This is a genomic window from Paenibacillus sp. FSL W8-0194, assembly GCF_037969745.1.
GTDB lineage: Bacteria > Bacillota > Bacilli > Paenibacillales > Paenibacillaceae > Paenibacillus_AQ > Paenibacillus_AQ cookii.
Genome location: NZ_CP150205.1, coordinates 1,960,807 through 1,984,425, shown reverse-complemented (window position 1 = coordinate 1,984,425; position 23,619 = coordinate 1,960,807). Strand labels below are relative to the sequence as shown.

Genomic DNA, 23,619 nt, shown 5'->3' with positions numbered 1-23,619 from the left:
AAAGTGTCTTCTCGATAGGGTACAGTTTACATGGGATTCGGTCTCTTTGTTGCTCGAACGACGCATGCAAGCGTGATTAGCGGCTTTCGGTTAATACACTTTATAGGTTTGTCCGGTTTGCGCGCCCTCCACGCTTTTGCGGTACGCTTTCGCCGCCCTCGCCGCCGGCACCGGTTCAAAACCGGGAAAAAACGGGGCGTAGCTGTCCATCGATTCCTCCAGCACGTTCGGGCTTACGTCGTTGATCCGGATCCCGCGCGGAAGTTCGATGGCGGCGGCCTGCACGAACGCACGGACCGCGCCGCCGGCCACCGCGTATTCCGTTCCCGGTTCGGGAAATCTCCGAAGGAATACCGGATGGAAAGCCGCGAGCAGATTTGAAGGCGGATTCGACCGTTCAGAAGAAAAAGGACATTTTGCTCAAGCAGGAAAGCTCCCCGGCAATAGGCAGGGGAGCTTTATTTGCAAAGGCATTGGATTCCAATGGCTGATCGTTGTATTTGGTTATTCCTTAGGCTTTTCGTTGAAGAAAGCGACGTCCTCAATCGGCAATCTTACCGTCGGGTGTCCGGGCTTCGCCGCCTTGCCGATGGCGATCAGCATAATAGGTGCGTATCTCTCCGGAATATCGAACGCTTCTACGAATTTAACATGGTCATAGCCGCCCATCGGGACCGTATCATACCCTTTAGCGCGAGCGACCAGCATAAGCTGCATGGATACCAATCCGGCGTCAATGGATATTTTTTGGCGAACCGTCTCCTGAGGCATGCTCTTAAACAGCCCTTGATAGCGCTCCACGAACGATTTAGCCGTCTCTGCAGGCATGTAACCCTCATCGACCGCCATGCCGTAAATTTTTTCGGCCAACTTATAGCCCTCCAAATCCCCAAGCACCGCAATGACGGCCGAAGCCTCGATCACTTGCTGCTGATCGTTGGCGATCGGAAGCAGTTTTTGCTTCAGCTCCTGCGAGTCGATGACGAGAAACCGCCACGGCTGCAGGTTGGCGGCCGAAGGAGCCAGCGTGGCTTGCTGCAGGATTTCGTTCATTTCCTCCCGCGAAATTTTGGCTTGGGGATCATAGCTGCGGACGGATCGCCGATCCTGAATAACGTTGAAAAACTCCTGCTGCTCTACCGTTTGGGTCGATTGTGAAACGGACATGCTTCTCTCCTCCTCATTTTTACTGTGCTCATTACAGGCACAGTATATCTCAAAATAAAATGCAGTCGAACTTTCCAACTGCAACTTTAATGACAACAGTATATAACGTTTCGGCTCACATTGCAATCCTTTTATTATTCTTGCATCAAATCAGCTAACGTATGCTGTTTAAGCAGTTCGACGGTCTGCTTCTGCACTTCTTCCATAATGGCTTCGAGCTTTTGCCGGCCCGGTGCGCAATCCTCTCGGACCTCTTGCTCGGAGCAATCCGATTGGACAGCCAAAAAAATATCCGCCAGCGTAATTTGATCCGGACGGCGCTTCAGATAGTATCCTCCGTTCCGCCCTTCCCTCGCTTCGACGATACCGGCATGCGTGAGCTGCGCCAATACCCTGCGGAGGAACGTCGCATGCGATTGGACATCGCAGGCAATGGCCGCGCTGGAAAGCATTCCTTCGCATTTGGCCAGCAAGATCAGGGCGTGCACGGCAGTGCCGAAACGCGGCGGACCGATCGGGGTGCTCCGGTTACATATCATATGAATCCCTCCTGTTTACAGTGTAGCACAAGTTCACAACATATTTTTTTTACCCTCAGATGCTTCGGTCTGCGAAGGTTCCACGCATCGTTTGCATGGGGATCCGCCTCCGCTTTTTGCGTAAACCGGCAGGGTTCTGTCTGCGGCTGCAGTACGTCCGAAGCGCAGGGACATGAAAGGCTGTTTCGGCATAAAATAGTGAAAAAAGCAATCTCCTCGGCCCTCGCCAAGCAGGGAGATTGCTTCTTCTTTGGAATGACTCCTTGGGTGTTCTATTCGCCCAGTCGATGAGTTTTATTATACCCGCTCAGTGGATTCGTTTCAAAACATGACCCTGATTAATACACCCTAAAGGTTTGTCCGGTTTGCGCGCCTTCGACGCTTTTGCGGTATGCTTTGGCGGCCCGTGCCGCCGGAACCGGTTCAAAACCCGGGAAAAACGGTCCGTAGCTGTCCATCGATTCTTCAAGCACGTTCGGGCTTACGTTGTTGATCCGGATCCCCCGCGGCAGCTCGATGGCGGCGGCCTGAACGAATGCCCGGACCGCTCCTCCCGCCATTGCCGAAGAAGCCCCGCCGACGATCGGGTCATCCATAATGATGCCGGTGGTCAGCGTAAAGCTGCCGCTGTCGTTCACGTAATCCTGCCCGAGCAGCACCAAGTTGATCTGCCCTTTCAGCTTGCTCAGAATGGCGATTTCGTTGCGTTCCGGCGTCAGCTCCTCCAAACGTCCGAAATATGCATCGCCCGCGGCGCAGATGACGGCATCGACGCGTCCGGTTTGTTCGTACATCGCCCGGATGCTTTGGGGCGAAGTGATGTCGACCGTCACGTCGCCCGCGCTCCGGCCGGCGGAAATGATCTCATGCTTCGGGGAAAGCTCATCGCAGATGGCCTTTCCCAGCGTGCCGTTTGCTCCCACAACAATGATTTTCATTTTTGCATCCCCCGCTTTTATCGATTATTCACAGTCCGCTTTTACCGATTTTAACATAGGCCCCTCTAGGCGGCGACGCCGCTTCGATTCATTTTCGCGGCGTTCGGTTCGAGATCGCCTCGGATACGACGAAAGCCAAATCCTCGTTGCCGAACAGCGATAACACGCCAAGGACGGTTTCATCCGGGATGGGGCCGGCCTCCTCCTTCGGCACCGTCAGCTCCAGGACCCGCTTCAGCCGTTCATTGCTCTGCTGCTGCGGATAAGCTTTTCCGTACAGTTCTTCCGGATCGAGGCCTTCATTGACGCACCACTGCGCGAACACAAGGATCATCATATCCTCGTCCTGACGGTAGCTTTCCACGATGCCTTCTTCAACCTGTTTGCGGTATTCGTTCATTTTTTGCATTTCCCCTTCGTTTTTATCCAAGCCGCCAGGCCGTAAGCCTTTCGTTATCCTCCATGACGGCAAAAGCGGCGGGATTACCGGTCCTGCGCCTTTTGGACGCCCCTTGCGGTAACCCGCCGCTAAGCGGTAGTTTTACGCATGCGCAACGTCCTTCTTGCGATTTTAGCAAAACAAGGATCGTTACACATTATACCTTTTCGTTGAAAGAAACTGAACAGGAAAGACGATTCAGCTCATGCCGACCGCCCGGCCTTTGGCAGCCTCCGCCTTTTTCTTTTTCGACCAGAGTCCCAGCAGCACGACCGCGGCAACCACCACCAGCTCGAAACCGTACTTCAGCACCGCATTCGCGAAAAGATCGTGGACCAGCGGTTCTTCCACCAGCATTTTCGAAGCGGTCCAGGCGAGAATGGCCGACCCGATCGTGATGATCACCGGGAAACGTTCCGTCAGCTTCACGATCAGCGTGCTTCCCCACACCATGATCGGCACCGAAATGGCCAGACCGATAATGACGAGCAGGAAATCCCCGTGCGCGGCGCCGGCAACGGCCAGCACGTTGTCCAGCCCCATCATGGCGTCCGCGATGATGATCGTGCGAATCGCCGCCCACATCTGGTTGCCCGCCGAAATATCATGCTTTTTCTCGTCGATCAGGAGCTTATAAGCGATCCAGACGAGAGCCAGCCCGCCGACGAGCCGCAGGCCCGGGATCAAAAGCAATTGAACGACCAGCAGCGTGGCGATGACCCGGATGATGATCGCTCCGACCGTCCCCCACACGATAACCTTCTTTTGATCTTCTTTTCTAACGTTGCGTGCGGCAAGACCGATGACGATGGCATTGTCTCCGGCCAGCACCAGGTCAATGATGACGATGGACAGCAGCGCCGTCCAAAAAGCCATGGTTAACAATTCCATTTTCCTTCCACCTTTCTTTTTGTAGGGAAATGCCTTTCCCCGAATAAAATGATTGCTATGACTAGTCCGCCGCATGAAAAAAGCGCCCTTACCTTCATTAGGCAAACGGCGCTTTTTTTTCCACCAAAAAAGACCTTTACCTCATGAAAATCAGGCAAAGGTCTCGCAAAACAACGTGATGTTGCCAATAAAGCCGGGGATCCTTATCCCGTAATGACGACTTTATTGCATGAGCTACTCCCCTTTGGGAACTATTCATTTGTTGAGATCATTATAGCAGACGGTTTGGAACATGGCTATAGTTTGTTTTATTTTTTCTTTCCACATTTGATATGATGGATGAAACGAATCCCTAAAAGCGAGGAAACCGATGAAAAAATGGCTGCTTGCCGCCCTGTACGCGGCGGTTCTTGTGATCGTCTTGATCTACCGGAGCGACATCGTAAATTACATGCAGAAGCACGGCTCCTTTCCTGTGCTCGTCTGCCTTTCGACCTTGGTCGCCCTGTTTCCGGTCATCCCTTACAAGCTTGTCATTGCCGCCCTCGGCTTTTCCTTCGGCACGTTCTGGGCGGCCGCCGTGAGCTGGCTCGGGACGATGATCGCAGGGAGCGTCATTTACGCGCTTTCGAGAACGGTGCTGCGCGAGCAGGCCAGGACATACCTGAACAAATTCGGCATGCTGCAGTCGTTCACCGCCTGGGTGGAATCCCATCCTTTCATGAGCGTGGCCGCCGGACGGCTGATACCGGTCCTTCCCCAAATGGCCGTAAACGTGTTCGCGGGCGTCGCCTCGATTCCTTTTTGGACGTATACGGCCGCTTCGGGGCTCGGCAAACTTCCCGGCATTTTGGTTTATGCGTTCCTGGGCGGCCAGGGGGCCAAACACCCGCTCGTCTCCGTCCTCGTGTTCGCGGGTTACGTGCTGCTGCTTGGACTGATGCTGCTCCTTTACCGCAAACGCAAAAAGCTCCCGTCCGCTTAAAGGGGGGTCCTTGGTTTTCGTGCGCCATATCGGATATAATCATTGTATAAGGTTATTGTTTCAATACGATTGGATTTACGAAAAACAGATGGAAGCGGAGTGATATCATGAGCGAAATACAAGCGGCACATCAGGAAAAAGCGACCTTCGCAGGCGGATGCTTTTGGTGCATGGTAGCCCCGTTTGAAGATCTGCCCGGCATCATCGAGGTTGTATCGGGTTATACGGGCGGACATAAAGAGAACCCTACCTATGAGGAGGTATGCTCGGATACGACGGGACATGTCGAGGCGGTGCAGATTACGTACAACCCGGACATTTTCCCTTACGAAAAACTGCTGGAGCTGTATTGGCAGCAAATCGACCCTACCGATGCGGGCGGCCAATTCCATGACCGCGGGCAATCTTACCAAACGGCGATTTTTTACCATACGGAGGAGCAGCGCCAGCTGGCCGAGGCGTCCAAAGCGGACTTAGCGGCAAGCGGACGCTTCGACAAACCGATCGTGACGCCGATCCTGCCGGCCAAACCGTTTTATGCGGCCGAGGAATACCATCAAAATTACCACAAAAAGAACCCGGGACATTACAAACGTTACCGCAAAGGCTCCGGGCGGGAAGACTTTTTGGAAAAGGTATGGGCCCCGAAAACAGACAAAACCGAATTGAAGCAGCGCCTGACGCCGCTGCAATACGAAGTGACGCAAAACAACGCGACCGAACCCCCGTTCCAAAACGAGTTTTGGGATCACCACGGCGAAGGCATTTATGTCGACATCGTATCCGGTGAGCCGCTGTTCAGCTCGCGGGACAAATACGATTCCGGCTGCGGCTGGCCGAGCTTCACGCGCCCGATCCGCGATTACAGCATCAAGGAAAAGCTCGACCTGAGCCATATGATGGTTCGCACCGAGGTCCGCAGCAAAAGCTCCGATTCGCATCTCGGTCACGTATTCGACGACGGTCCGGGCCCCGAAGGCCTGCGCTACTGCATCAACTCCGCGGCGCTGCGCTTTGTTCCGAAGGAAGAACTCGAGGAGCAGGGTTACGGGGAGTATAAGGTATTGTTTGAATAAATCCCATGCATGGATAGGGTAGGACGGCACATGCCTCTCCCTATCCATTTTTTATGAAAGTCCCTACTTTTGATTATCCCTCTCCCGACTTCCGGCATAAGGCACCTGCACATCATTTATTCATTTTTTTCGTGAAATCCTTCAACAAGAAATTGCATTGTCTGATAAAATCGAGAATATTTTCAAGTTCCGCATCATCGTATCTCGATAACATTTGATCCAAATCTTTTCCGAAGGTCTCAAAGAGCGGAACAATATCTTTTGCCGCCTTCTCCTGGTCGATGCAAATAACGACACGTCTTTTGTCTTGGGGATCTTGTACTCGGGAGACGTATCCTGCCTGTTCCAGTCTGTTCAATACCCCTGTGACGGCACCCGTCGTCAATCCGGTCAAAGCGGAAAGCTGTCCCGCAGTGAGGGGCTGGTTTTTCAATATGACGTCCAAGCATTTGTGATCGGTGGAATTTAGCCCCAGTTTCGCGGCAATGGCCTCATGAAACAGGATCGTTGCCGTACTGTTATCGCGTAGTTCTTCCGAAAGAATATGTATGATTTGCTTTCTTGACATTCGTATCATCCTCCGTTTAATATTATCTTATCTCATGAGATAAAATAAATAATTCTATAATATTTTAGCATTCATTTGCTGAAAAGCAAAATGAAAAAGGGGATGTACGAACATGTCCAAAATTTCAGTAGCCATCGCCGGCGCTGGCGTAAGCGGATTGTGCTTGGCCCATTCACTGCTTCGAGCCGGGTTCGACGTGCAGATTTATGAACGTGATCCGGCGCCGCATGCCCGTCGACAAGGATACCGGATCACTCTTGACGAACACGGAATCGCGGGACTTCAGCGCTGCCTGCCTCCTCATTTATTCCAGCTGTTTCTCGCGACCACTTCGCCTACCGACGAAATTGGTTACATGCGGATAACCAATCAGAATCTTGGCGAGGTATTCAGTTTCGCTTTTCAAAGTGATCCGAGCGGCACTGATTTGCGAACACCGCGGCAAGCCGATCGCCAAACGCTTCGAACCATTATGCTCGAAGGGCTTCGGGATCGGGTGCACTTCGGCAAAGCGGCGGTCCGTGCCGAGACGACATCCGATGGCGCAACGCTTCACTTTTCGGACGGAAGCCGTGTCCATGCTTCGCTCGTGGTCGGTGCCGATGGCGTAAATTCAGCTTTGCGCAAATCCTATTTGCCTGACTTCGAGCCGGAGGATACCGATCGTTGGGCGATTTATGGCCGCACGCTGCTTTTCCAAAACGGCCGCTCGATCGTTCCCCGCCCGCTGAAAACCAGCGGAGTATTTGCCATCGGCCCCTCGAGTCGCGGCTTCTTCTTTACCTCGATGAACTTCCGCGAGTCTCCGCAGACTGCTTTTCTACGCTTTGGAATCGATCAAATACCGCCAATTACCGACGATTATGTGATGTGGGCACTTCTCTTGCCAAAAGAGCAATTTCCGGAACCTCAAGGAAAACCTCGCTCGGAGATGCTGCAACAACTTGCATTGAAGGCTGCCCAAGACTTTCACCCCGTGCTGCGCCGTTTCGTGGAGCAATCCGACCTCGATTACACCATGGCGGTAACCATTAAAGCGGCAAAAAAGCCGGCTGCGTGGCCGGTCTCGCGAATCGCCTTTATGGGAGACGCGGTACATGTCATGCCCCCCACTGGATCGCACGGAGGCAACACCGCTTTGCGCGATGCGGCCCTACTCGCCGAAAAGCTTGAAACGGCCGCAATCGAAGGCACGCCGCTTGAGAAGGCCGTCGCTTCTTATCAAGAGGAGATGAGCAAGTATGCATTTCGTGAAGTAGAAGCATCCAAGACGATGATGAAACGATTTGCCATAAAGAATCCCCTAATGAATTGGGTCATGTTGCGTGCCATACCACGAATTCGTTCATGGTCAAACAAATCACTGACAGCAGAATGATTCCATCACCGGGCCCCGAGCTGGCCAACCTATGACTCCAGCGGGCACAACTCTTTCCAGCCGAATGTCGATCGGGCATCAGGGAAAGAGTTTTTGCCCGTTGATCACCGTTTCGTTTAAAAAACACAAAAAAACCGCCCGATCCTTGTTCAGAATCGGACGGTTATCCGTTAATGAGCACTCCGCACCGCATGAACGGGCTTGGTTGCTTTTTTGGGCGTTGCAGCAGCCGGTTCGGGAACGACGGGATCGACCGTTTTTCCCTTGCGGAACGAAACCGTCAGCGTGATCGTCTGCCCGGCGATGCCTACCGCCAAAATCGTAAACAGCGTTTCCTTCAGCGGCATGTAAAACAGGGACAGCAGCAATACGGCGGCATCCAATAGAATAAATACGGTACCTACCTTAAGCCCGCTCCAGCGGCTAATGAGCAGCGACAAAATATCATCTCCGCCGGTAGCTCCCCCAAATCGGAGAACCAGTCCTGTGGCAAACCCCGTGACCAGTCCGGACAACAGCGCCGCCAGCAGCAGATTATCGTGCAGGTCGATGACCAGCGTCGAATAACGTTCGAAAAGTTCGTAAAAAATAGAAAACGATAACGTCGCAAGCAGCGTGTTCATTACGAACTTGCGGCCTTTCAAAAACATGGCGATCAAAATGACCGGGATGTCCAGCAGCAGCGTGCTCAGCGCCGGATTGACCCCAAGCACGTATTTGCCGAGCAAGGACAAGCCGACAAATCCGCCCTCCGATAGATGATTTTGAAAATTGATGTGAAAATACGCAAAAGCCAGCAAAAAAGTTCCGAAAAGCATCATTGCAATGGATGAAAACTTAGAAATCAAATGGTCTTTCTTTCTCATACAGGTTCCCTCTTATCGTCGTAGGTTAGTCAGGAGTCTGGCAAACCTCTGCGATAAGTACGGGACCTGCGGGACTTGGTCCTTCGCATGTGAAGTTCCTTCTTTCGCAGAGTTTGTCATTCTTCCTTGGTTGTCCAGGTGACTTTTCTCTACGAAAGGGAGCTACGTGTAAGAGAGATCATAACGTTTCCAAATCGTCCTTTGGGGATGGTTCCTTCGGGGACACATGGTATCCTGATCCTTTCTTTTTTTGTTTGGTTACATATTTATTATAACACATTTCGGACCGTTGCTAAACAGCCGGGTAAGTAAATTGTTCGAAATTTCCATATAACTTTCACCTTTTCCTCTTTTTTCTCTTGTTCCGATGTTCACACATTGTCAATGTTTGATGTGACCAGAATCACAATTAGCCTGTTTCGCCTTTCCTATACTTAAGAAGAAAGCACGACACATAATCAAGAAAAGAGGAATTCGTTATGCTGACGAAACAAACCATCGACATCATCAAATCGACCGTTCCGGTCTTGGAAGTGCACGGAAAAGCCATCACAACCGCCTTTTACCAACTGCTGTTCGAAAACCATCCCGAACTGCTCAACATATTCAACCACGCGAACCAGCGGGAAGGAAAACAGCAAACGGCGCTGGCCAACGCCGTGTATGCGGCCGCGGCGCATATCGACCATTTGGAAGACATCCTGCCTGCCGTAAAACAGATCGCGCAAAAACACCGGGCGCTCAACGTAAAACCCGAGCATTACCCGATCGTCGGCGAAAACTTGCTGGCAGCCATCAAAAAGGTGCTGGGCGATGCGGCCACGCCTGAGATCATGAATGCTTGGGCCGAAGCGTACGGCGTCATCGCCGATGCCTTTATCGGCGTCGAAGCCGAAATGTACCGCGAGGCCGAAAACGCTCCTGGCGGCTGGGCCGGATTCCGTCCGTTCGTCGTCGAACGCAGAGTGAAGGAAAGCGACGTCATCACCTCCTTCTATTTGAAGCCGCAGGACGGCGGGGCGATTTCCGGCTATCTTCCCGGACAATACATTACCGTGCGCGTGAAGCCTGAACATCAACCTTACGCGCAAATCCGCCATTACAGCCTGTCCGCCGCTCCGGGCGGAGACGCGTACCGGATTTCGGTGAAACGGGAAGGCGGAGCGCCGGGAAAACCCGAAGGCGTTGTTTCCACTTACCTGCATGACCAAGTGAAGGAAGGCGACGTGCTCGAAATCAGCGCGCCTGCAGGCACGTTTACGCTGGATATGACCCAGACGATCCCGCTTGTGCTGATCAGCGGCGGCGTCGGCCTGACCCCGATGGTCAGCATGCTGGAGACGGTTCTGAAAGAGCAGCCTGAACGAAAGGTAACGTTCATTCATGCGGCCATCAACGAAAGCTTCCACGCCATGAGGGAGCATATCGAGCAGCTGGATGCTTCGCACGGCAACCTGAAATCCTACATTTGCTACGAAAAACCGCTTGGCCAGGGCTTCTGCCACAAAACCGGATACATCGACCTGCCTTGGCTTCAGGAAATTGTATCACAAGATTCGGACTTCTATTTCTGCGGACCGGTTCCATTCATGAGCGCGGTGAACAAGGCGCTGAAAGAGTGGAGCGTACCGGAAGAACGGATCCACTACGAATTTTTCGGCCCGGCCGGCACGCTGTAAAACGAAAAGGGATATTTGCTCCTCTAAGAGGGCAAATATCCCTTTCTTTTTTAGCCTTCTCCCCATTTCAAAAATACAGCTAATTTGCAGCAGGCGGTCGGCTGGGGCGAACCGAGCGTAATGCCGATCCCGCTCGGGGAAAAATCGGTCTGCACGGGGTTCGACGCGCCGATCGATTTCATCAGCCGGTCGACCTCCTGCTTATTTCCCGTTTGGGCGGCCCTCATGACCTGAACCGCAAAGGAATGTTCGGACAGCTTGTTCAAGACCTTGTAACCGTCCTCCATCAGCCCGTAGGTGTGTTGCAGGGACCGGTTCAAAATTTCCGTTTGGACCTGCGGATATTCGCGGGCCCAGACGCGGGCCGGTCGGGGATACGGATAAGGCGCATACCATGCCCGATACGGGGGGTAACCCATAGGAGCGATCTCCTTTCTGCACATCCGGTTACCCCAGTATATGTGCCCGGTTCGGATTTTGTGAGGTCCCTCGAACGTCAGGCGTCTTCATCCCTTAGCACGCAAACTCCACCTTGATCCGGTCCGGATCTTCGAAAAAAACCGCGTAATGCTCCGGCCCCCCTGCGTAGGGATAACGGTCCTCGTACAGCAGCTTGACGCCCTTTTGTTTCAGCAAAGAAGCCATCTCGTCTACCTCGGCGCGGGATTCCGCATGAAAAGCCAGATGGTTGAGCCCTGTCGCTTTTCTGTGGTACGGGGCGTCCAAAAACCGCTCCTCCGTTTGCACGAATACGAGATACGTTTTCCCGTGCTTGAAGCTGAACCCCTGATCCCAATCCTGATAAAGCTCGTAACCGAGCCGCGTCAAAAACCATTCCCAAAATTCCCGGCTCCGCCCCAACTCCGATACATTGATCTCCACGTGATGCAGCATCCGCTAATGCCCCCTTAACAAACGGTTGATCGTCTCCCGCCGAACCCCGATCAGCTGCCCGATTTCCTCTTGCGTCAGCAGGTCGGTGAAATGCACCCCGTGCGAATAATCGTTCAGCCATTCGGTCAAAAGCGCCAGCCGCTCCGCCGGCGTCCCTACCGTCAGGTGGTCCAGCCTTTTTTGCATGAACCGCACTTTTTCCTGAAGCAGCAGCGCGATTTCCAGCGCTTTTTCCGGATGCTCCCGCAATTCGCGGTACCAATCCTCCGCCACAATCCGCTCTACCTCGCTGTCCATCAGGGCAATGGCCGATCCATGGGTTTCTTTCGGGGTAATGAGGGAATGATGCGGCACCGTTTCCCCGGGATACAAGATGTTAAAAAGCACCATGTTCCCGTTTTTGTGCAGGCGCGTCACTTAAAAAAGCCCGCTTTTGATATGGTACAAATATTCGCCGCTGTCCCCCTGATGGAATAATACTTCCCCTTTATGCAAAATCATAAGATGACATCCTCCCCGGTTTCGTAATGGATAGCTTCTGGCCCGGACTGCCAATGGGTAATATTATACCAAAAAAAATCCGGCCTCATTTCAAAGATTTGGTTGTTGCCGGAATGCATCCTTTTCGCGTAACATGAATATAAATAGAACATGTGTTCCTATCCGTGATGCAAGGAAGTGCTCTCATGAAAGCATCCGCTCTCCCCCCCGTGCCGGACGAAGAAGATTCGGTACTTGTCAAAAGCTACATGCTGCACGTCGTTTTGCTGGATGTGCTGGAACGGGACATCCGGACGCTGAAGACGCTCGCCCTTAAGCTGCCGGAGGTGTATATCCGCGGTTTGTCGGGCGTTCAGCAAAAAGCGGTGCGACGGCTGGCGGAGATCCGCAAGGCGATGCGGGCCCGCGGCATTCGGGTATACGAGGAAACCCGGAACGAAAAAGGGATGGAAGCCCTCTATTTGTGCCGGGGATACCAGCGGCGCTTTTTTATGCTGTGGTCTTACGTCAAAGCGGAAACGGCTTGCGAGCTATGCGTTTATTTGGGGATCGGCCCGGAGCCCGGGTGACGGCAGGATCATCCTCCGGAAATTACGGCTTCGGAGCCGGACAGGCCAACCGGTTTCTCGACCGCCGAGGGGAAAAGATTTGTTCAGGCGAAAGAAAAAAAGCTCCTGCAACCGCAGGGGCTTTTAAGTTAATCCGGTGGGACTCGACCCATTTAGCATAAGTTGCACGCAAGTTCCGCTGGACGCCCGTTCCACCCGCGGCAGCGTCCCGAAATCCGCATCGCCGGAAGCGCCGCTTCCGATTTAATGCTTGGAAGCCGGTTGTTCCGCCTGTTTGGCCGTTTTCGCCTGGAACATTCGCCAGCCGGTCAATACGGCGGCAACGAGACAAATACTAGCTGAAGTGATAAACACGGCGTGCATTCCGCGGAGGAAAATGTCCGGACGCCCGGGAACAAGCCCGGTCACGCGATGCCCGGCCTTGGCGCTCATGACATGGAACAATATCGTCGTCGCTACCGTAATGCCGACGACCATGCCCACGTTCCGGACCAGGGAGTTGACGCTCCCTGCAGAGCCGAGCTGGGTGCGCGGCACCTGGGACATGATCAGGGAATTGTTTGGCGATTGGAACAAACCGCTGCCGATGCCAAGCATGGCGATCCAAACGCCGACAATGACAAGCGAGCTGCCTTCGTGAAGCCAGGCGAGCCCGAACTGGGCCGCGACCATCACGACCAGGCCGGCAAAGGTCAGCAGCTCGGAGCCGATTTTGTCGGATAAGGCGCCGCTGAGAGGCGCCACGATCACCATGCATATCGGGAACAACATCATCATGAATCCCGCCGAAGAAGGCGATAGATTCAGCATGTTCTGGGTATAAAACGGCGCGATGATATTAAAACAGAAATTCGCCGTAAATACGAGGAATCCGCATAAAATGCTGACCGAGAACAGCGGATTTTTGAACAATGACAGATCCACCAGCCCGTTCTGGCGATTCAGCTCGGCCCGTATAAACCACACCAATGCGATCAGCGCGGCTGCAAGCAAAACGATGATCCACAAATTGCCGTACCCCGCCTGTTGCCCGAGCAAAAGGCCTGCAAACAGCGTGATAATAAACACGGCGAACAACGAGCTGCCGGGTGCGTCGATTTTCGCTTTGACCCGGATCAAATCGGCCGGAAGCACCTTCCATCCCATCCCGATCGCGACGAGCCCGACCGGCACGTTCACCCAAAAAATATATTCCCAGCCTAAAGAGGAAATGATAATGCCCCCGAGGCTTGGTCCCGCAATGCTTCCGAGGGACACGAAGGTACCGATGAGTCCGAGCGCCCTGCCCCGCTCCTTCGCCGGAAAAATATCGGTCAGTATGCCTTGGCTGTTCGCCATCGTCATGGAAGCGCCCAAAGCCTGAACGACCCGTGAAATAATCAGTAACGGCAGCGTATGGCTCAGTCCGCATAACAACGACCCGACGATAAATATGATCGTTCCGATTTTAAATATACGGATTTTGCCGGCGATATCCCCCAGTTTTCCGAAAAAGAGGATGAAGCAGCAAATCGCCATCAGGTAACCCGTCGTTACCCATTCGATCTGGGCGATCGGCAGACCCATCTCCTTCGAGAGGACGGGCAGCGCAATGTTCACGATGCTCCCGTCCAGCGTGGACATAAAAGTAAACAAATTAAGAACAATAAGGATGATCCAGCGTCTCTTCTGGATGTTCGCATCCTCTTGGTACGTACGTTCCAATGAACCCATATGCGCCCTCCTGGTCGTCATCTGCGCCAATTAATTGCGCACGCAACTAATTGACAGTAACAGTGTACCCCATATTAGTTGCGTGCGCAACAGGTCTTTGATACACTAACTTTCAGGAATGGAACTCATCAGGAAGAGGTGCCGCTTATGAAAGAACCGATCGGCAAGCTAATTTCATACCTTTACCGGCAAAACCAGAAAAGGCTTGCCAAGGAGCTGGCTCCGTACGGCATCGGCAGCGGCGGGCAGCACAGCTTCCTCAAGTCGATTCTGCATCATCCCGGCATCACCCAGGACCAGCTGACCCATCAGCTGAAATTCGATAAAGCCACGACGGCCCGCTCCATTAAGCAATTGGAACAGTCCGGATATATTACGCGCCAGCCCGATCCTAAAGACCGGCGCTCGCATTTCCTGTTCCCGACAGCCAAAGCGAAGGAGCTGCTGCCCGTGCTCCAATCCATTTTGGATGAACACAACCGGAAGATCGCCTATCATCTGACCCCGGAAGAAGAAGATCAGCTCGTCCATCTTCTGCAAAAAATAAGCCGGGAGCATCCCGACGAATAAACGCAACATGCAAAAAAGCGTATCCTATGGACATGCCATAGAATACGCTTTTTCCTGTTGTCCTGATGTCAATTGCCCATGCTGCTGCCCGGCTCCCGCTTCGGGTTCGCCGCGGCGATTTTTTCGATCCAAGCTTCGTAGTGATGAATGGCCAGTCCCGCAAACGAGGTATGGACTTCGCTGAGACGGTAGGCGTTTTTCATTTCTTCCTCCATGACCGTCACCGGCTTCCGGAAAAAACTTACGTGATCCCCTTCTTTCGTCTCTCCCAGCTCCATGCCGATCCAGACGGATTTCCCGAGCCTGTCGGCCTCGTTCAGCATCCCGCGGGAAAGATCCACCATTTGGGTGCCGCTGTCGCGGTAGGACATCACGGCCAAGGCGTCAAAACGCTCCAGCATCCACCGGCTTAACCCCCTGCCGTCCTCCGTCTCGATTTTCCCGAGCCAAAACGGCACCGCCGCGCTCATGTAAAGCCCGCCTTCGCGTGCTTTGTCCGTCCATTCCTGCATGTTTCGGCTCCACTCTTCCACTACGCCGGCCTGATCCCGCTCCCAGCGCTTCAGTTGATACGGCTCCACGTCGAATTGAATGCCCGCGAACCGTTCTTCCGCCGGAGCATGGCGGTTGTAGTCGAGAACCCAGTCAATGAATTTTTCCGCTTCCCCGCCCTGCTTTTCGTAGGCCCACTCCGGCCTGCCGTCCAAGGCATGCACCGAAATATCGGCCTCGCGGGCAGCGGCGATAAAACGGCCGTACCGCTCATCCTCCACGTTTTTTTGGATCTGCAAAAAGATCACGCCGACTCCCTGCTCCCGGCAGAAGTCCAGGATCGGCTCCGGATGTTCGATCAATGACGCGTCCCACAACCAGGTTGCTTTTTGTTCTTCCATCGCTGACGACGTAAACAGGAAGGGCAGGAGCAGCAAGAAGCAGACGACCAGGACGATCCGAGGTTTCGCTTTTGCATGGAACTGTTCTCCCATCCTTCCCTCCTTTGTCATTACCCGATCAAAGCCATATCCGGCTCTTGGACATGCTGGACGGAATGTCCGATTTTGTAGATATGAGGTTCGCTGAAGTTTTTGAACGCGTTGCGGGTATCGAGAATCGGCACGCCCAGGGACGCGATGTCGCCGTAATTCAAGCCGCTGTGGTTCGTGATCAGCACGATGCAGTCATAACTTTTGAATTTCTCGAGATCGTACGCGACGCTCTGGACCGTCTCTCCGTGCTTGTCGCGGAAGCTGGTCGCAAACGGATCGTAATATTCGACGTTGGCCCCGCTTTCCTTGTACAGCTCGTACACCTCGAGTCCCGGCGATTCGCGCAGGTCGCTGATGTCCGGCTTGTAGGCCATGCCGAGCACCAGGATGTTCGATTTTTTGATCGACTTGGCGTATTCGTTCAGGATGGTCGACGTTTTGCTGATGACGTAATACGGCATGTTGTCGTTCGTGGATTGCGCCAGCTCGATGAATTTGCTGTAGAACCGGAAGCCTTTCGCTTTCCAGGACAGGTACATCGGGTCCAGCGGGATGCAGTGGCCGCCGATGCCCGGACCCGGATAAAACGGCATGAATCCGAACGGCTTGGTCGCGGCCGCGTCGATGACTTCCCAAATGTCGATGCCCATCCGGTCGCACATCATCGCCATTTCGTTGATAAACGCGATGTTGACGCTGCGGAAGGTGTTTTCGAGCAGCTTGGACATCTCCGCCACCTTCGGCGTCGAGACCGGCACGACCTGCTGCACGTATTTGGAATACAGGGCGGTGCCGAGCGTCAGGCAGGCCTCGGTCGTTCCGCCGATGACTTTTGGCGTATTAAACGTGTTAAAGCGCGTATTGGACGGATCGACGCGTTCCGGCGAGAAGCAGAGGAAAAAGTCCTCGCCCACGCGATAGCCGAGCGCTTCGATTTCGTATTGGATCAGCTCTTCGGTCGTTCCCGGGTAGGTCGTGCTTTCCAGCGTAATCAGCAATCCTTTTTTCATATGCAGCTTGATCTGGTCGACCACGCTCGTAATGTAGGACGTATCCGGATCCTGATTTTCGCTGAGCGGCGTCGGAACGCAAATGCTGAGCGCATCGATCACCGTGATCATGCTGTAATCGGTCGTCGGCTTGAAGCGGCCGCTGGCGACGCATGCCTTCAAATCTTCCGAGGAGATGTCGGTAATGTAGGATTCCCCGTGGTAGATCTTTTCGATTTTGGACGGGTCGACGTCGATGCCGATGACCGTAAACCCTTGCTTGACCATTTCGACGGCGAGCGGAAGCCCGACATAACCCAGACCGACGACGCCAAGCACGGCCTTTTTGTTTTCGATCGCGTTCAACAGTTGCTCATATTCCTGATTCACTAGCATTCAACCTCCATATGATGTAATTTTCGTCATGCTTAAAATCTTTATTGAACGATGCAAAAACGGCTTGTCCTTGTCATCGTCCCCCATTTATTGAAAACACCGGTGTATGCGGGCATCGAGCTCGACCGGGGAAAATGGCTTGGTAATGTAATCGTCGACTCCATGCTGGAAACATTGGCTGATCGTCCGTTCCACGCGCTGCTCTGTCAGCACGACGATTTTCGGCGTGTTTTCCACAGGCAGCTTCTGGATTTGGTTAATGAAGGGCAGGCCGTCGATGCCGTAGAGGTTCAGCTCCGTCAGCACGAGATCCGGCTCCCATTTTTCGATCAGCTCCAGCGCCGACGTGCCGTCGAGCGCCTCCAGCGTTTCGTACCCCTGCATGTTGAGGCGAATCGTCAGAAACTCGCGGATGGTATCGTCGTTATCGACGATGAGAATGCGCCCGGGCTCCGAAGCGGCTTCCTCTTTCGTGAAAATATGAATGTCGGCCGATGCGCTGAGCCTTGCGGACTCGGCCATCTGCTTGAGCACGCCCGGCGTCGGGTCTACCTGCCCCGGAAACACGGTAAGCGTGATCCTCGGATCCGCCTCCGGCACCGTTTCCTCCAAATGCCGCTTAAGCAGCAGCGCCTGATAATGGGCCTGATCCAGGGTCGATCCCGGCAGCAACACCGCCAGCGTGGACGTGGAGGCGTCTTTCAGCACTTCGATGTCGCTTCCCGTCTCCTGCCGCAAAAATTCACGCACCAAACTCTCCGGCTGCGGAGAACCTGGGCAATACAGGAACATCACGCCGCACAGCTCCGGGGAAGTTTTTTTGAGGCGCTCTTCGAGGTTGTGATACAGACCCTCTTGCTGTTTTCGTTCTAATGTTACGGACTCCGGCATTATCGATGACCACCTTTCTTAATCATTTGAGAAAAACGGAAGCGTTTTGGTATTGCCCGAATCACGCGGTTGAGGCCGTTTCGCTTTCTTCCTTCCAGCTTTGCCTTGTCATCGTGCCCCAGGAATTGTTTTTCCGGAGGTACTGGATATGCCCCTGAACGCGCCACAGCACGCCAAGCTGATGGTAGCCGACAAATTTGAGGGCCGAAAACAGGAGCATTTTCCACAGGTCGGAAAGCTTCTTGTAACGGCGGAAGGCTATTTCCTCCAAAATGATGGCCCCTACGCTCAGCAAATACCCGCTCAGAAAGTTCAAAAGCATGAAAGTCAGCAGTATGCGCCAATGCGTCATGTCCAAAAGCGTATATCCCGCAAGAGCCAACAGGCCCGTGATTCTGAAATAAGGGTTCAGGGTTTCGAACAACACGTTATAAGGAACCGTGATGAGACCCATGATTTTGTACTTCGGGTTCAAAAACATCCCGCGGTTTTCGATCATGTTTTTGAGATTTCCCCGTCCCCAGCGCATGCGCTGGTTGGAGATGATTTTGTACGTGTCCGGCGCCTGCGTCCAGCAGACCGCCTCGGGGCAAAAAGCCACTTTGTAAGGGATTTTGTGGCTTAGCATGTACCGGTGAAGCTTGATGATGATGTTCATGTCTTCGCCCGGATAACCGCCCCGGTAGCCGCCGACGGCGATGACATAGTCCTTGCGGAACAGGCCGAACGCGCCGGAGACGATGATCAATCCGTTCATCCGGCTCCAGCCGATCCGTCCGCCGAGGAATGCCTTCAAATATTCGATGGATTGGAACATCGGCCATATTTTTCGCGGCAGCGACACTCTTTTTACCGCTCCGTTTTCGATCAGGCAGCCGTTGGCGATGCGAACGTCGCCGCCGATGGCCACCGTCTCCTCCGGATTTTCCATGTACATGCGCGCCATCCGGATCAAGGCGTCCTTTTCGAGCAGCGAATCGGCGTCGATCGAAGAAATAAGCGGATAATGCGAAAAGTTGATGCCGGCGTTGAGCGAGTCGGCTTTGCCCCCGTTCTCCTTATCTATAATAAAGAGATGCGGATAATCGGGATTATGGTAAATGCCTCTCACGTTTTGCGTTTCGATCGTCCCCCGGATCTCCGGATTATGCATCTTTTCGAGCTTGAATTCCTTGATCAGGACCGACAGCGTGTCGTCGCTCGATCCGTCGTTGATGACGATGACCTCGTACGTCGGATAATTCAGCGTCATGAGGCAGTACACGTTTTCGATGATCGTCAGCTCTTCGTTATAGGCCGGAACGAGCAGCGATACCGACGGCACCAGCTCGGAGCCGGAAAGCGTTTGGTAACTCGAATATTTGGCCCTTCTGGCGACCGTTCCGATGCTCCGGTAGGATAAACCCATGATCGCGAAGTACAAAATATTGACGAACATGACATAATAAATCGCTACCGTGCCGTAGACCAGCAACGTATCTCTAAGCAGTGTAATCCCCTCCTACCGCGGCTACGCCCGTCATTCGTTTGACCGGCTTCTTCACGCCGAAGTAACGGTCGTGGATGAGCCGCTTCTTGTTGTACGCCACCATCTGCTCGATCGCGCCGTGTTTCTGCTCGGCTTCCATCACCAGCCCGATCCGGTGCAGCGCGGCCTCGCGCTGGATTCCGGTTCCGGTGACGGCCGCCTGGCAAAGCGCTTCGAATCCGGCTTCGCCCAGAGCCGCAAGGCTTTCCGCGCTGTTGTGCCGCACCTTCCAGCTGGCATCCTGGAGCGCTTTGACCAGCAGCGGGATGCTGCCCGCCGCATGCAGCTGCCCCAGCGCCTTGGCCGCTTCCGCCCGGACTTCCCAATCCCGGTCCGTCATCAGCTGCACGATCGTTTCATCCTTCAGCGCAGGATTCGTGCTGAGATACAGCTTGACGGCTTCGGCGCGCACATCCTTTTCCTTGGCGCCGACCAGCCTGCCGAGCACCGGCATGACTTCGGGAACCGCCTGTCCCCACATCGCGACCAGTCCGACCTTCACAAGCGCCGGGTCGGGATCGTCGAGCAGCTTCAGCAGGATGCTGCCGGCATCGAGTCCCGTTTCCAGCATGATGTCGGCGGCCAAGTGGTGAATCGGCTTGCCGTGGGAAAGCAGGCTGCGCAGCATGTCCAGCAGGTCCTCCGGCCGGTTGGCGGCTTTGGCGATCGAACGCGCGATGATGATCGAAATCGAGTTGTATTTGCCCTTTTTCAACATTTTCAGCAGTCCCGGCACCGCTTCTTCGGCACGCATGCCTCCGAGGCGGTATGCCGCCGCAAGCCTGCGGCCGTACCGGAAGCTGCCGAGCGCCTTCAGATCCGCTTCGACGAACCCGGCTTCCCTGCAAAGCCGGATGAGCCGGGACCGGTAATCGCCTTTGAACTGCTCGATCCATTCGATGAACTTGTCCTGGATCACTCTCCTCTCCAGCGGCTTCAACTTGCCAGGAGGCAGCTTCAATTCCGCATCGTCCCCAAGATGGGCCTGGACGTAGACGAAATAATCGTGATGTTTTTGCTCGTAATATTCCCTTCGCTGCTGTTCCCTGTTATGGGAGATTTTCATCTGAACCAGCAGCATGATTCCGAGGCCGATCAGCCCGAGGCATACGTAGATAAACACATATGCGACGAATAAATGCGAGAACATGTTTAGGGGTCCTCCTCCTCCATTGATTTCATCCTATCCCATTTGCCGCCGCATGGTTGGCAAGACAGCTTCTCCGTGCGGCTTTTCTCTAAGTAAACGCTCCTTCCGCGCCTCGCTCATTTGCCGCCAAGCTCGGCGTATACTTTTTTCATCGCGTCGTAGCTTTGCTTCAGCTGCTCGCTGTAATGCACCGTGTCCCAAGGCTTCCAGGTATATGGGGCGATGTCCTGGACGTTCAGCGTCTTCTCCGCGCCGCCCGGCCAGCTGACCTTGCTCCCGCCCTGCTCTACGAGCCACGGAATCAGCCGGATGCCTTCCGTTTTGACGGTGCTGAAGGCGCGTCTGTCTTTAAGCGGACGGTAGTCGATTACCTGCAGGGAGCTTGGGTCGGCGAAGCCGAGGAGCATCCAAGGGATACGCATCTCTATCTCATTACCGCGGTACTGCCACGAAGTCAACGAATCGAACTCGGCCTTGCTCCGGTCCGTCGTCCCCCTTCGCAGCAATCCGATGGTCTGGTCGATGAACGGATGCGCAAACCGCGTATCCGGCGGATTCATCTGGAGGCTGATCGCAAGCTTCCATGGATGGAACGGCTTGTCCTGTCCGGGTTTCGTCTCCGGCAGCATCCAGTAGCCCTCCTTGCCGTACAGCCTGGCATGAAAATCATAGTCGGCCGCGATCTCCACCTGCGACTCGCCGTCTTTTCCGATTTCGATCAGCGTTTCCGGCGCGCCTCCCTCCAGCTTTTTGCCGGGAAGCTGCGCTGCGGAAGGTTCGTTTCCGCCCGCGATCGTATCCGAGCCGATATAAAGTTTGGTTGTTGCCGGATCGAAGTTTTTGTCCAGCCGGATGCCAAGATAAAGATAGCCTTCGTCATGCGTGATCCGCATGTCCCGGATTCCTTCCATCTTGCCCTGCCAATGCTTTACTTCGCCTTGCGGGAGCCCGTCCCAGTCGCTTAAGCTGCCGTCGATCACGATTTGTTTCTCCTTGCCCGGAAGCATGCCCAGCAAGCCGAACATTTTTTCGTTCGTCAGCACGTTGATCCAATACGCGCGCCGGTCGGCCGGAATTTCGAAAGGCATCGTATTCCACGTTTTTTTAAACCATTCGTCCTGCCACATAAACAAAATGGCTCCGGCATAACCTTCGTCGTAAATATCCCGGGTGAGCGAAGCGTCGATTTCTCCCTGCTCCCGCTCGTTATGTCCTCCCTGGTCCCGGCCGCCGGCCCCGAAATGGGACACCCCTACCGACGACGGCACCCCGTATTCGGTAATCATGACCGGCATGTCCTTGAATTGGGCCTTCAGCTTACGCAAATAAGCTTTGTACGTATTGAAGTTCCCCTGCTGGTCTTTGATCGTCTGCAGCGAGGCATCGGTCCGGAAAAAATCCGGGTAATACGGGTAAGCGTGATATGCGGCAAAATAGCCGCCTTTCCATCCGGTAGGCTGAATGTGTCTCGCGTCCACGCTCACCATGTCCTCTTCGAAAAGAGGTTCCCCCGGATGGCTGAGCACATCGGTCGTGACCCAGTTGGTGAACGTCACCGGATGCTCCCATCCATACTGCTTTTCCTGCTCGGCGGTATAGTCAAGCAGTTCCGCCAGCCAGCTTTCAAAAGGCGAGGCGTCTTTCGTTCCGGCAAAATAGCTGCCTTGGTACACCGGGACGCCGCCGTGCTTTGCGTTGGTGTTTTTGACCATTCCCGGGTCCCATTCGGTTCCGACATGCCAGGCCATCAAATATTTGCCGGCGTTCGCGGTATACTCCCCGCTGGATGCTCCGTACTTGGGCGAAACGGCCACGTCGCCGTATACGGCTGCCACCGCCTTTTTGATCTCGTCCTTGAACTGTTTTCCGATATCGTCCGCGTAGGCGTCCTGCCGTTCGATCAGCTGTTCTTCCGGGGACCAGATCCCCTGGATGAAATACAAAGGATCGCTGCCTTTGTCTTTGTTGTATTTCACAAGCGCCGAATAAAACACGGGCTGGTGCACCGTATAGATGCGGATGACGTTGGCTCCCATCTCGTCGATCTGCTTGAACCAGCGAAGGTAATCTTCCTCCGTGGCCGGAAGCTCTCCCGGAAAATGGCCCGGGACGGTCGCGCCCAGATTGACGCCTTTCACGAACATTTCCTTCCAGCTGCCATCCTTTTCATATCGCATAAAACGGTCGCCGTCGGTTTTAAACGTGAATCGGGTTCCATCCTGATCCTTGTATGCCATGGCCGGCGTTTTGGTGGCCGCAAATCCGGCAACCATTCCTCCGGCAATGAGAACGGCGGCTGCCGTGATCCAGATGAATAGCGTTCTGCGTGTGATCATCGCCTGAAAGTTCCCACCTCGATTTCTTTGACCTTTTTCTTGGCCCGGCATTCTCAATTTTTGTCATAATTCAATTCTTAACGAAGTTTTCCCATCTGTAAACTAGGCTGCTGGAAGGAATTTTCAGAACCTGACGACCTATCCCGCCTTACGGCCGGGCAAAAAATTCCGCGGCTGCCGATCGGTTACGGCGGTACGCCATTCGATCGCGAAGCGGCTGCAGGATTCCCGGCTCCAAGCGGCGAGTGGTTATGTATACGTTGAAAAATTGCTAAAGTTGTGGTCGTTTTAACATCTTTATCCATAAAGATTACAAAATTGATACCTTAGTCCGATAAAGCGTCGGCCGCAAACCCGCGCCACGACAACATTTTTGGAAAACAGCGTATTTTTGAAAATAAGAAACGAGTCCCGGGCGGGACTGGTGGTCCCAATGCGTCTTTAAAATGGATAATAAAGGAAATAACTGGTATGACTATCCGGGTATTTTTGGGGATGCCGAAGCCGCGTTTTCGCTTCTTTTTGACTAGGAAAACATGAGGGGGTGAAGTTGAAATGTAATGAAAGCGA

22 protein-coding genes and 2 pseudogenes are annotated in these 23,619 nt (G+C 54.0%); 6 read left to right on the top strand and 18 right to left on the bottom strand.

Annotated features, from left to right (window positions below):
• Positions 1-90: 90 nt before the first annotated feature.
• The 6 genes and pseudogenes from MKY58_RS08665 to MKY58_RS08640 all read right to left on the bottom strand — a co-directional run.
• A pseudogene (locus tag MKY58_RS08665) lies at positions 91-315 on the bottom strand (short chain dehydrogenase); the annotation flags it as partial.
• A 189-nt stretch (positions 316-504) separates the two neighbouring features.
• A complete protein-coding gene (locus tag MKY58_RS08660; protein WP_339324211.1) occupies positions 505-1,167 on the bottom strand; it encodes a nitroreductase family protein in 663 nt (220 codons plus the stop codon).
• A gap of 134 nt (positions 1,168-1,301) precedes the next feature.
• Positions 1,302-1,706 carry an Rrf2 family transcriptional regulator gene (locus MKY58_RS08655; protein WP_339324210.1) on the bottom strand — a complete coding sequence of 135 codons (405 nt, stop codon included), beginning with the start codon at positions 1,704-1,706 and terminating at the stop codon, positions 1,302-1,304.
• Between the two features lie 338 nt (positions 1,707-2,044).
• Entirely contained in the window at positions 2,045-2,644 is a 600-nt protein-coding gene (locus tag MKY58_RS08650; protein WP_339324209.1) for a short chain dehydrogenase, read from the bottom strand.
• Positions 2,645-2,732: 88 nt separating this feature from the next.
• A complete protein-coding gene (locus MKY58_RS08645) occupies positions 2,733-3,044 on the bottom strand; it encodes a hypothetical protein (protein WP_339324208.1) in 312 nt (103 codons plus the stop codon).
• A gap of 237 nt (positions 3,045-3,281) precedes the next feature.
• Complete coding sequence (locus MKY58_RS08640) at positions 3,282-3,974, bottom strand: TerC family protein (RefSeq protein ID WP_212946998.1); 693 nt, start codon at positions 3,972-3,974, stop codon at positions 3,282-3,284.
• Between the two features lie 370 nt (positions 3,975-4,344).
• On the opposite strand from MKY58_RS08640, the gene MKY58_RS08635 reads away from it, so the two are divergent.
• Positions 4,345-4,959: a VTT domain-containing protein gene (locus MKY58_RS08635; RefSeq protein WP_339324207.1), complete on the top strand. Its 615-nt coding sequence runs from the start codon at positions 4,345-4,347 to the stop codon at positions 4,957-4,959.
• Positions 4,960-5,066: 107 nt separating this feature from the next.
• Positions 5,067-6,035, top strand: a complete 969-nt coding sequence (gene msrB / locus MKY58_RS08630) for a peptide-methionine (R)-S-oxide reductase MsrB (protein WP_339324206.1) — start codon at positions 5,067-5,069, stop codon at positions 6,033-6,035.
• Between the two features lie 112 nt (positions 6,036-6,147).
• Here the strand turns inward: msrB and MKY58_RS08625 are convergent, their stop codons facing one another.
• Positions 6,148-6,603, bottom strand: coding sequence for a MarR family transcriptional regulator (locus MKY58_RS08625; RefSeq protein WP_339324205.1), 456 nt, complete (start codon positions 6,601-6,603; stop codon positions 6,148-6,150).
• A gap of 112 nt (positions 6,604-6,715) precedes the next feature.
• On the opposite strand from MKY58_RS08625, the gene MKY58_RS08620 reads away from it, so the two are divergent.
• The gene (locus tag MKY58_RS08620) at positions 6,716-7,981 is read left to right on the top strand and encodes an NAD(P)/FAD-dependent oxidoreductase (RefSeq protein ID WP_339324204.1); all 1,266 of its coding nucleotides are present in this window, start codon (positions 6,716-6,718) and stop codon (positions 7,979-7,981) included.
• A gap of 170 nt (positions 7,982-8,151) precedes the next feature.
• Here MKY58_RS08620 and MKY58_RS08615 read toward each other — a convergent pair whose 3' ends face one another.
• Complete coding sequence (locus MKY58_RS08615; protein WP_339324203.1) at positions 8,152-8,847, bottom strand: YitT family protein; 696 nt, start codon at positions 8,845-8,847, stop codon at positions 8,152-8,154.
• 479 nt (positions 8,848-9,326) lie between these two features.
• Here MKY58_RS08615 and hmpA point away from each other — a divergent pair, with 479 nt between their 5' ends.
• Positions 9,327-10,526 carry an NO-inducible flavohemoprotein gene (gene hmpA / locus MKY58_RS08610; protein WP_339324202.1) on the top strand — a complete coding sequence of 400 codons (1,200 nt, stop codon included), beginning with the start codon at positions 9,327-9,329 and terminating at the stop codon, positions 10,524-10,526.
• A gap of 50 nt (positions 10,527-10,576) precedes the next feature.
• On the opposite strand, the gene MKY58_RS08605 is transcribed toward hmpA, so the two are convergent.
• From MKY58_RS08605 to MKY58_RS08595, 3 genes and pseudogenes are all read right to left on the bottom strand, one after another.
• Positions 10,577-10,945, bottom strand: coding sequence for a hypothetical protein (locus MKY58_RS08605; RefSeq protein WP_339324201.1), 369 nt, complete (start codon positions 10,943-10,945; stop codon positions 10,577-10,579).
• Positions 10,946-11,039: 94 nt separating this feature from the next.
• Positions 11,040-11,420 carry a VOC family protein gene (locus MKY58_RS08600; protein ID WP_212947011.1) on the bottom strand — a complete coding sequence of 127 codons (381 nt, stop codon included), beginning with the start codon at positions 11,418-11,420 and terminating at the stop codon, positions 11,040-11,042.
• A gap of 3 nt (positions 11,421-11,423) precedes the next feature.
• A pseudogene (locus MKY58_RS08595) lies at positions 11,424-11,921 on the bottom strand (Crp/Fnr family transcriptional regulator).
• 185 nt (positions 11,922-12,106) lie between these two features.
• On the opposite strand from MKY58_RS08595, the gene MKY58_RS08590 reads away from it, so the two are divergent.
• Positions 12,107-12,490: a hypothetical protein gene (locus MKY58_RS08590; protein WP_212947015.1), complete on the top strand. Its 384-nt coding sequence runs from the start codon at positions 12,107-12,109 to the stop codon at positions 12,488-12,490.
• Between the two features lie 243 nt (positions 12,491-12,733).
• On the opposite strand, the gene MKY58_RS08585 is transcribed toward MKY58_RS08590, so the two are convergent.
• Complete coding sequence (locus MKY58_RS08585; protein WP_339324200.1) at positions 12,734-14,203, bottom strand: MFS transporter; 1,470 nt, start codon at positions 14,201-14,203, stop codon at positions 12,734-12,736.
• A 147-nt stretch (positions 14,204-14,350) separates the two neighbouring features.
• Between MKY58_RS08585 and MKY58_RS08580 the strand changes: the two genes are divergently transcribed.
• Complete coding sequence (locus MKY58_RS08580) at positions 14,351-14,773, top strand: MarR family winged helix-turn-helix transcriptional regulator (RefSeq protein WP_036707713.1); 423 nt, start codon at positions 14,351-14,353, stop codon at positions 14,771-14,773.
• 68 nt (positions 14,774-14,841) lie between these two features.
• Here MKY58_RS08580 and MKY58_RS08575 read toward each other — a convergent pair whose 3' ends face one another.
• From MKY58_RS08575 to MKY58_RS08550, 6 genes are all read right to left on the bottom strand, one after another.
• The gene (locus tag MKY58_RS08575; RefSeq protein WP_339324199.1) at positions 14,842-15,759 is read right to left on the bottom strand and encodes a hypothetical protein; all 918 of its coding nucleotides are present in this window, start codon (positions 15,757-15,759) and stop codon (positions 14,842-14,844) included.
• A gap of 17 nt (positions 15,760-15,776) precedes the next feature.
• Entirely contained in the window at positions 15,777-17,138 is a 1,362-nt protein-coding gene (locus MKY58_RS08570; protein WP_339324198.1) for a nucleotide sugar dehydrogenase, read from the bottom strand.
• Positions 17,139-17,231: 93 nt separating this feature from the next.
• Positions 17,232-18,035: a response regulator gene (locus MKY58_RS08565; RefSeq protein ID WP_339324197.1), complete on the bottom strand. Its 804-nt coding sequence runs from the start codon at positions 18,033-18,035 to the stop codon at positions 17,232-17,234.
• A 61-nt stretch (positions 18,036-18,096) separates the two neighbouring features.
• Positions 18,097-19,473 carry a glycosyltransferase gene (locus MKY58_RS08560; RefSeq protein ID WP_339325088.1) on the bottom strand — a complete coding sequence of 459 codons (1,377 nt, stop codon included), beginning with the start codon at positions 19,471-19,473 and terminating at the stop codon, positions 18,097-18,099.
• A gap of 43 nt (positions 19,474-19,516) precedes the next feature.
• Positions 19,517-20,713: a HEAT repeat domain-containing protein gene (locus MKY58_RS08555; protein WP_339324196.1), complete on the bottom strand. Its 1,197-nt coding sequence runs from the start codon at positions 20,711-20,713 to the stop codon at positions 19,517-19,519.
• A gap of 116 nt (positions 20,714-20,829) precedes the next feature.
• A complete protein-coding gene (locus MKY58_RS08550) occupies positions 20,830-22,986 on the bottom strand; it encodes a hypothetical protein (RefSeq protein WP_339325087.1) in 2,157 nt (718 codons plus the stop codon).
• Positions 22,987-23,619: the final 633 nt, after the last annotated feature.

Coding starts and splice junctions, on each gene's coding strand:
- MKY58_RS08655 (WP_339324210.1), bottom strand. CDS start 1,706: ATGATATGTAACCGGAGCACCCCGATCGGTCCGCCGCGTTTCGGCACT.
- MKY58_RS08620 (WP_339324204.1), top strand. CDS start 6,716: ATGTCCAAAATTTCAGTAGCCATCGCCGGCGCTGGCGTAAGCGGATTG.
- MKY58_RS08650 (WP_339324209.1), bottom strand. CDS start 2,644: ATGAAAATCATTGTTGTGGGAGCAAACGGCACGCTGGGAAAGGCCATC.
- MKY58_RS08555 (WP_339324196.1), bottom strand. CDS start 20,713: ATGTTCTCGCATTTATTCGTCGCATATGTGTTTATCTACGTATGCCTC.
- MKY58_RS08575 (WP_339324199.1), bottom strand. CDS start 15,759: ATGGGAGAACAGTTCCATGCAAAAGCGAAACCTCGGATCGTCCTGGTC.
- MKY58_RS08585 (WP_339324200.1), bottom strand. CDS start 14,203: ATGGGTTCATTGGAACGTACGTACCAAGAGGATGCGAACATCCAGAAG.
- msrB (WP_339324206.1), top strand. CDS start 5,067: ATGAGCGAAATACAAGCGGCACATCAGGAAAAAGCGACCTTCGCAGGC.
- MKY58_RS08645 (WP_339324208.1), bottom strand. CDS start 3,044: ATGAACGAATACCGCAAACAGGTTGAAGAAGGCATCGTGGAAAGCTAC.
- MKY58_RS08605 (WP_339324201.1), bottom strand. CDS start 10,945: ATGGGTTACCCCCCGTATCGGGCATGGTATGCGCCTTATCCGTATCCC.
- MKY58_RS08580 (WP_036707713.1), top strand. CDS start 14,351: ATGAAAGAACCGATCGGCAAGCTAATTTCATACCTTTACCGGCAAAAC.
- MKY58_RS08615 (WP_339324203.1), bottom strand. CDS start 8,847: ATGAGAAAGAAAGACCATTTGATTTCTAAGTTTTCATCCATTGCAATG.
- MKY58_RS08635 (WP_339324207.1), top strand. CDS start 4,345: ATGAAAAAATGGCTGCTTGCCGCCCTGTACGCGGCGGTTCTTGTGATC.
- hmpA (WP_339324202.1), top strand. CDS start 9,327: ATGCTGACGAAACAAACCATCGACATCATCAAATCGACCGTTCCGGTC.
- MKY58_RS08600 (WP_212947011.1), bottom strand. CDS start 11,420: ATGCTGCATCACGTGGAGATCAATGTATCGGAGTTGGGGCGGAGCCGG.
- MKY58_RS08660 (WP_339324211.1), bottom strand. CDS start 1,167: ATGTCCGTTTCACAATCGACCCAAACGGTAGAGCAGCAGGAGTTTTTC.
- MKY58_RS08565 (WP_339324197.1), bottom strand. CDS start 18,035: ATGCCGGAGTCCGTAACATTAGAACGAAAACAGCAAGAGGGTCTGTAT.
- MKY58_RS08560 (WP_339325088.1), bottom strand. CDS start 19,473: ATGTTCGTCAATATTTTGTACTTCGCGATCATGGGTTTATCCTACCGG.
- MKY58_RS08550 (WP_339325087.1), bottom strand. CDS start 22,986: ATGGTTGCCGGATTTGCGGCCACCAAAACGCCGGCCATGGCATACAAG.
- MKY58_RS08590 (WP_212947015.1), top strand. CDS start 12,107: ATGAAAGCATCCGCTCTCCCCCCCGTGCCGGACGAAGAAGATTCGGTA.
- MKY58_RS08640 (WP_212946998.1), bottom strand. CDS start 3,974: ATGGAATTGTTAACCATGGCTTTTTGGACGGCGCTGCTGTCCATCGTC.
- MKY58_RS08625 (WP_339324205.1), bottom strand. CDS start 6,603: ATGTCAAGAAAGCAAATCATACATATTCTTTCGGAAGAACTACGCGAT.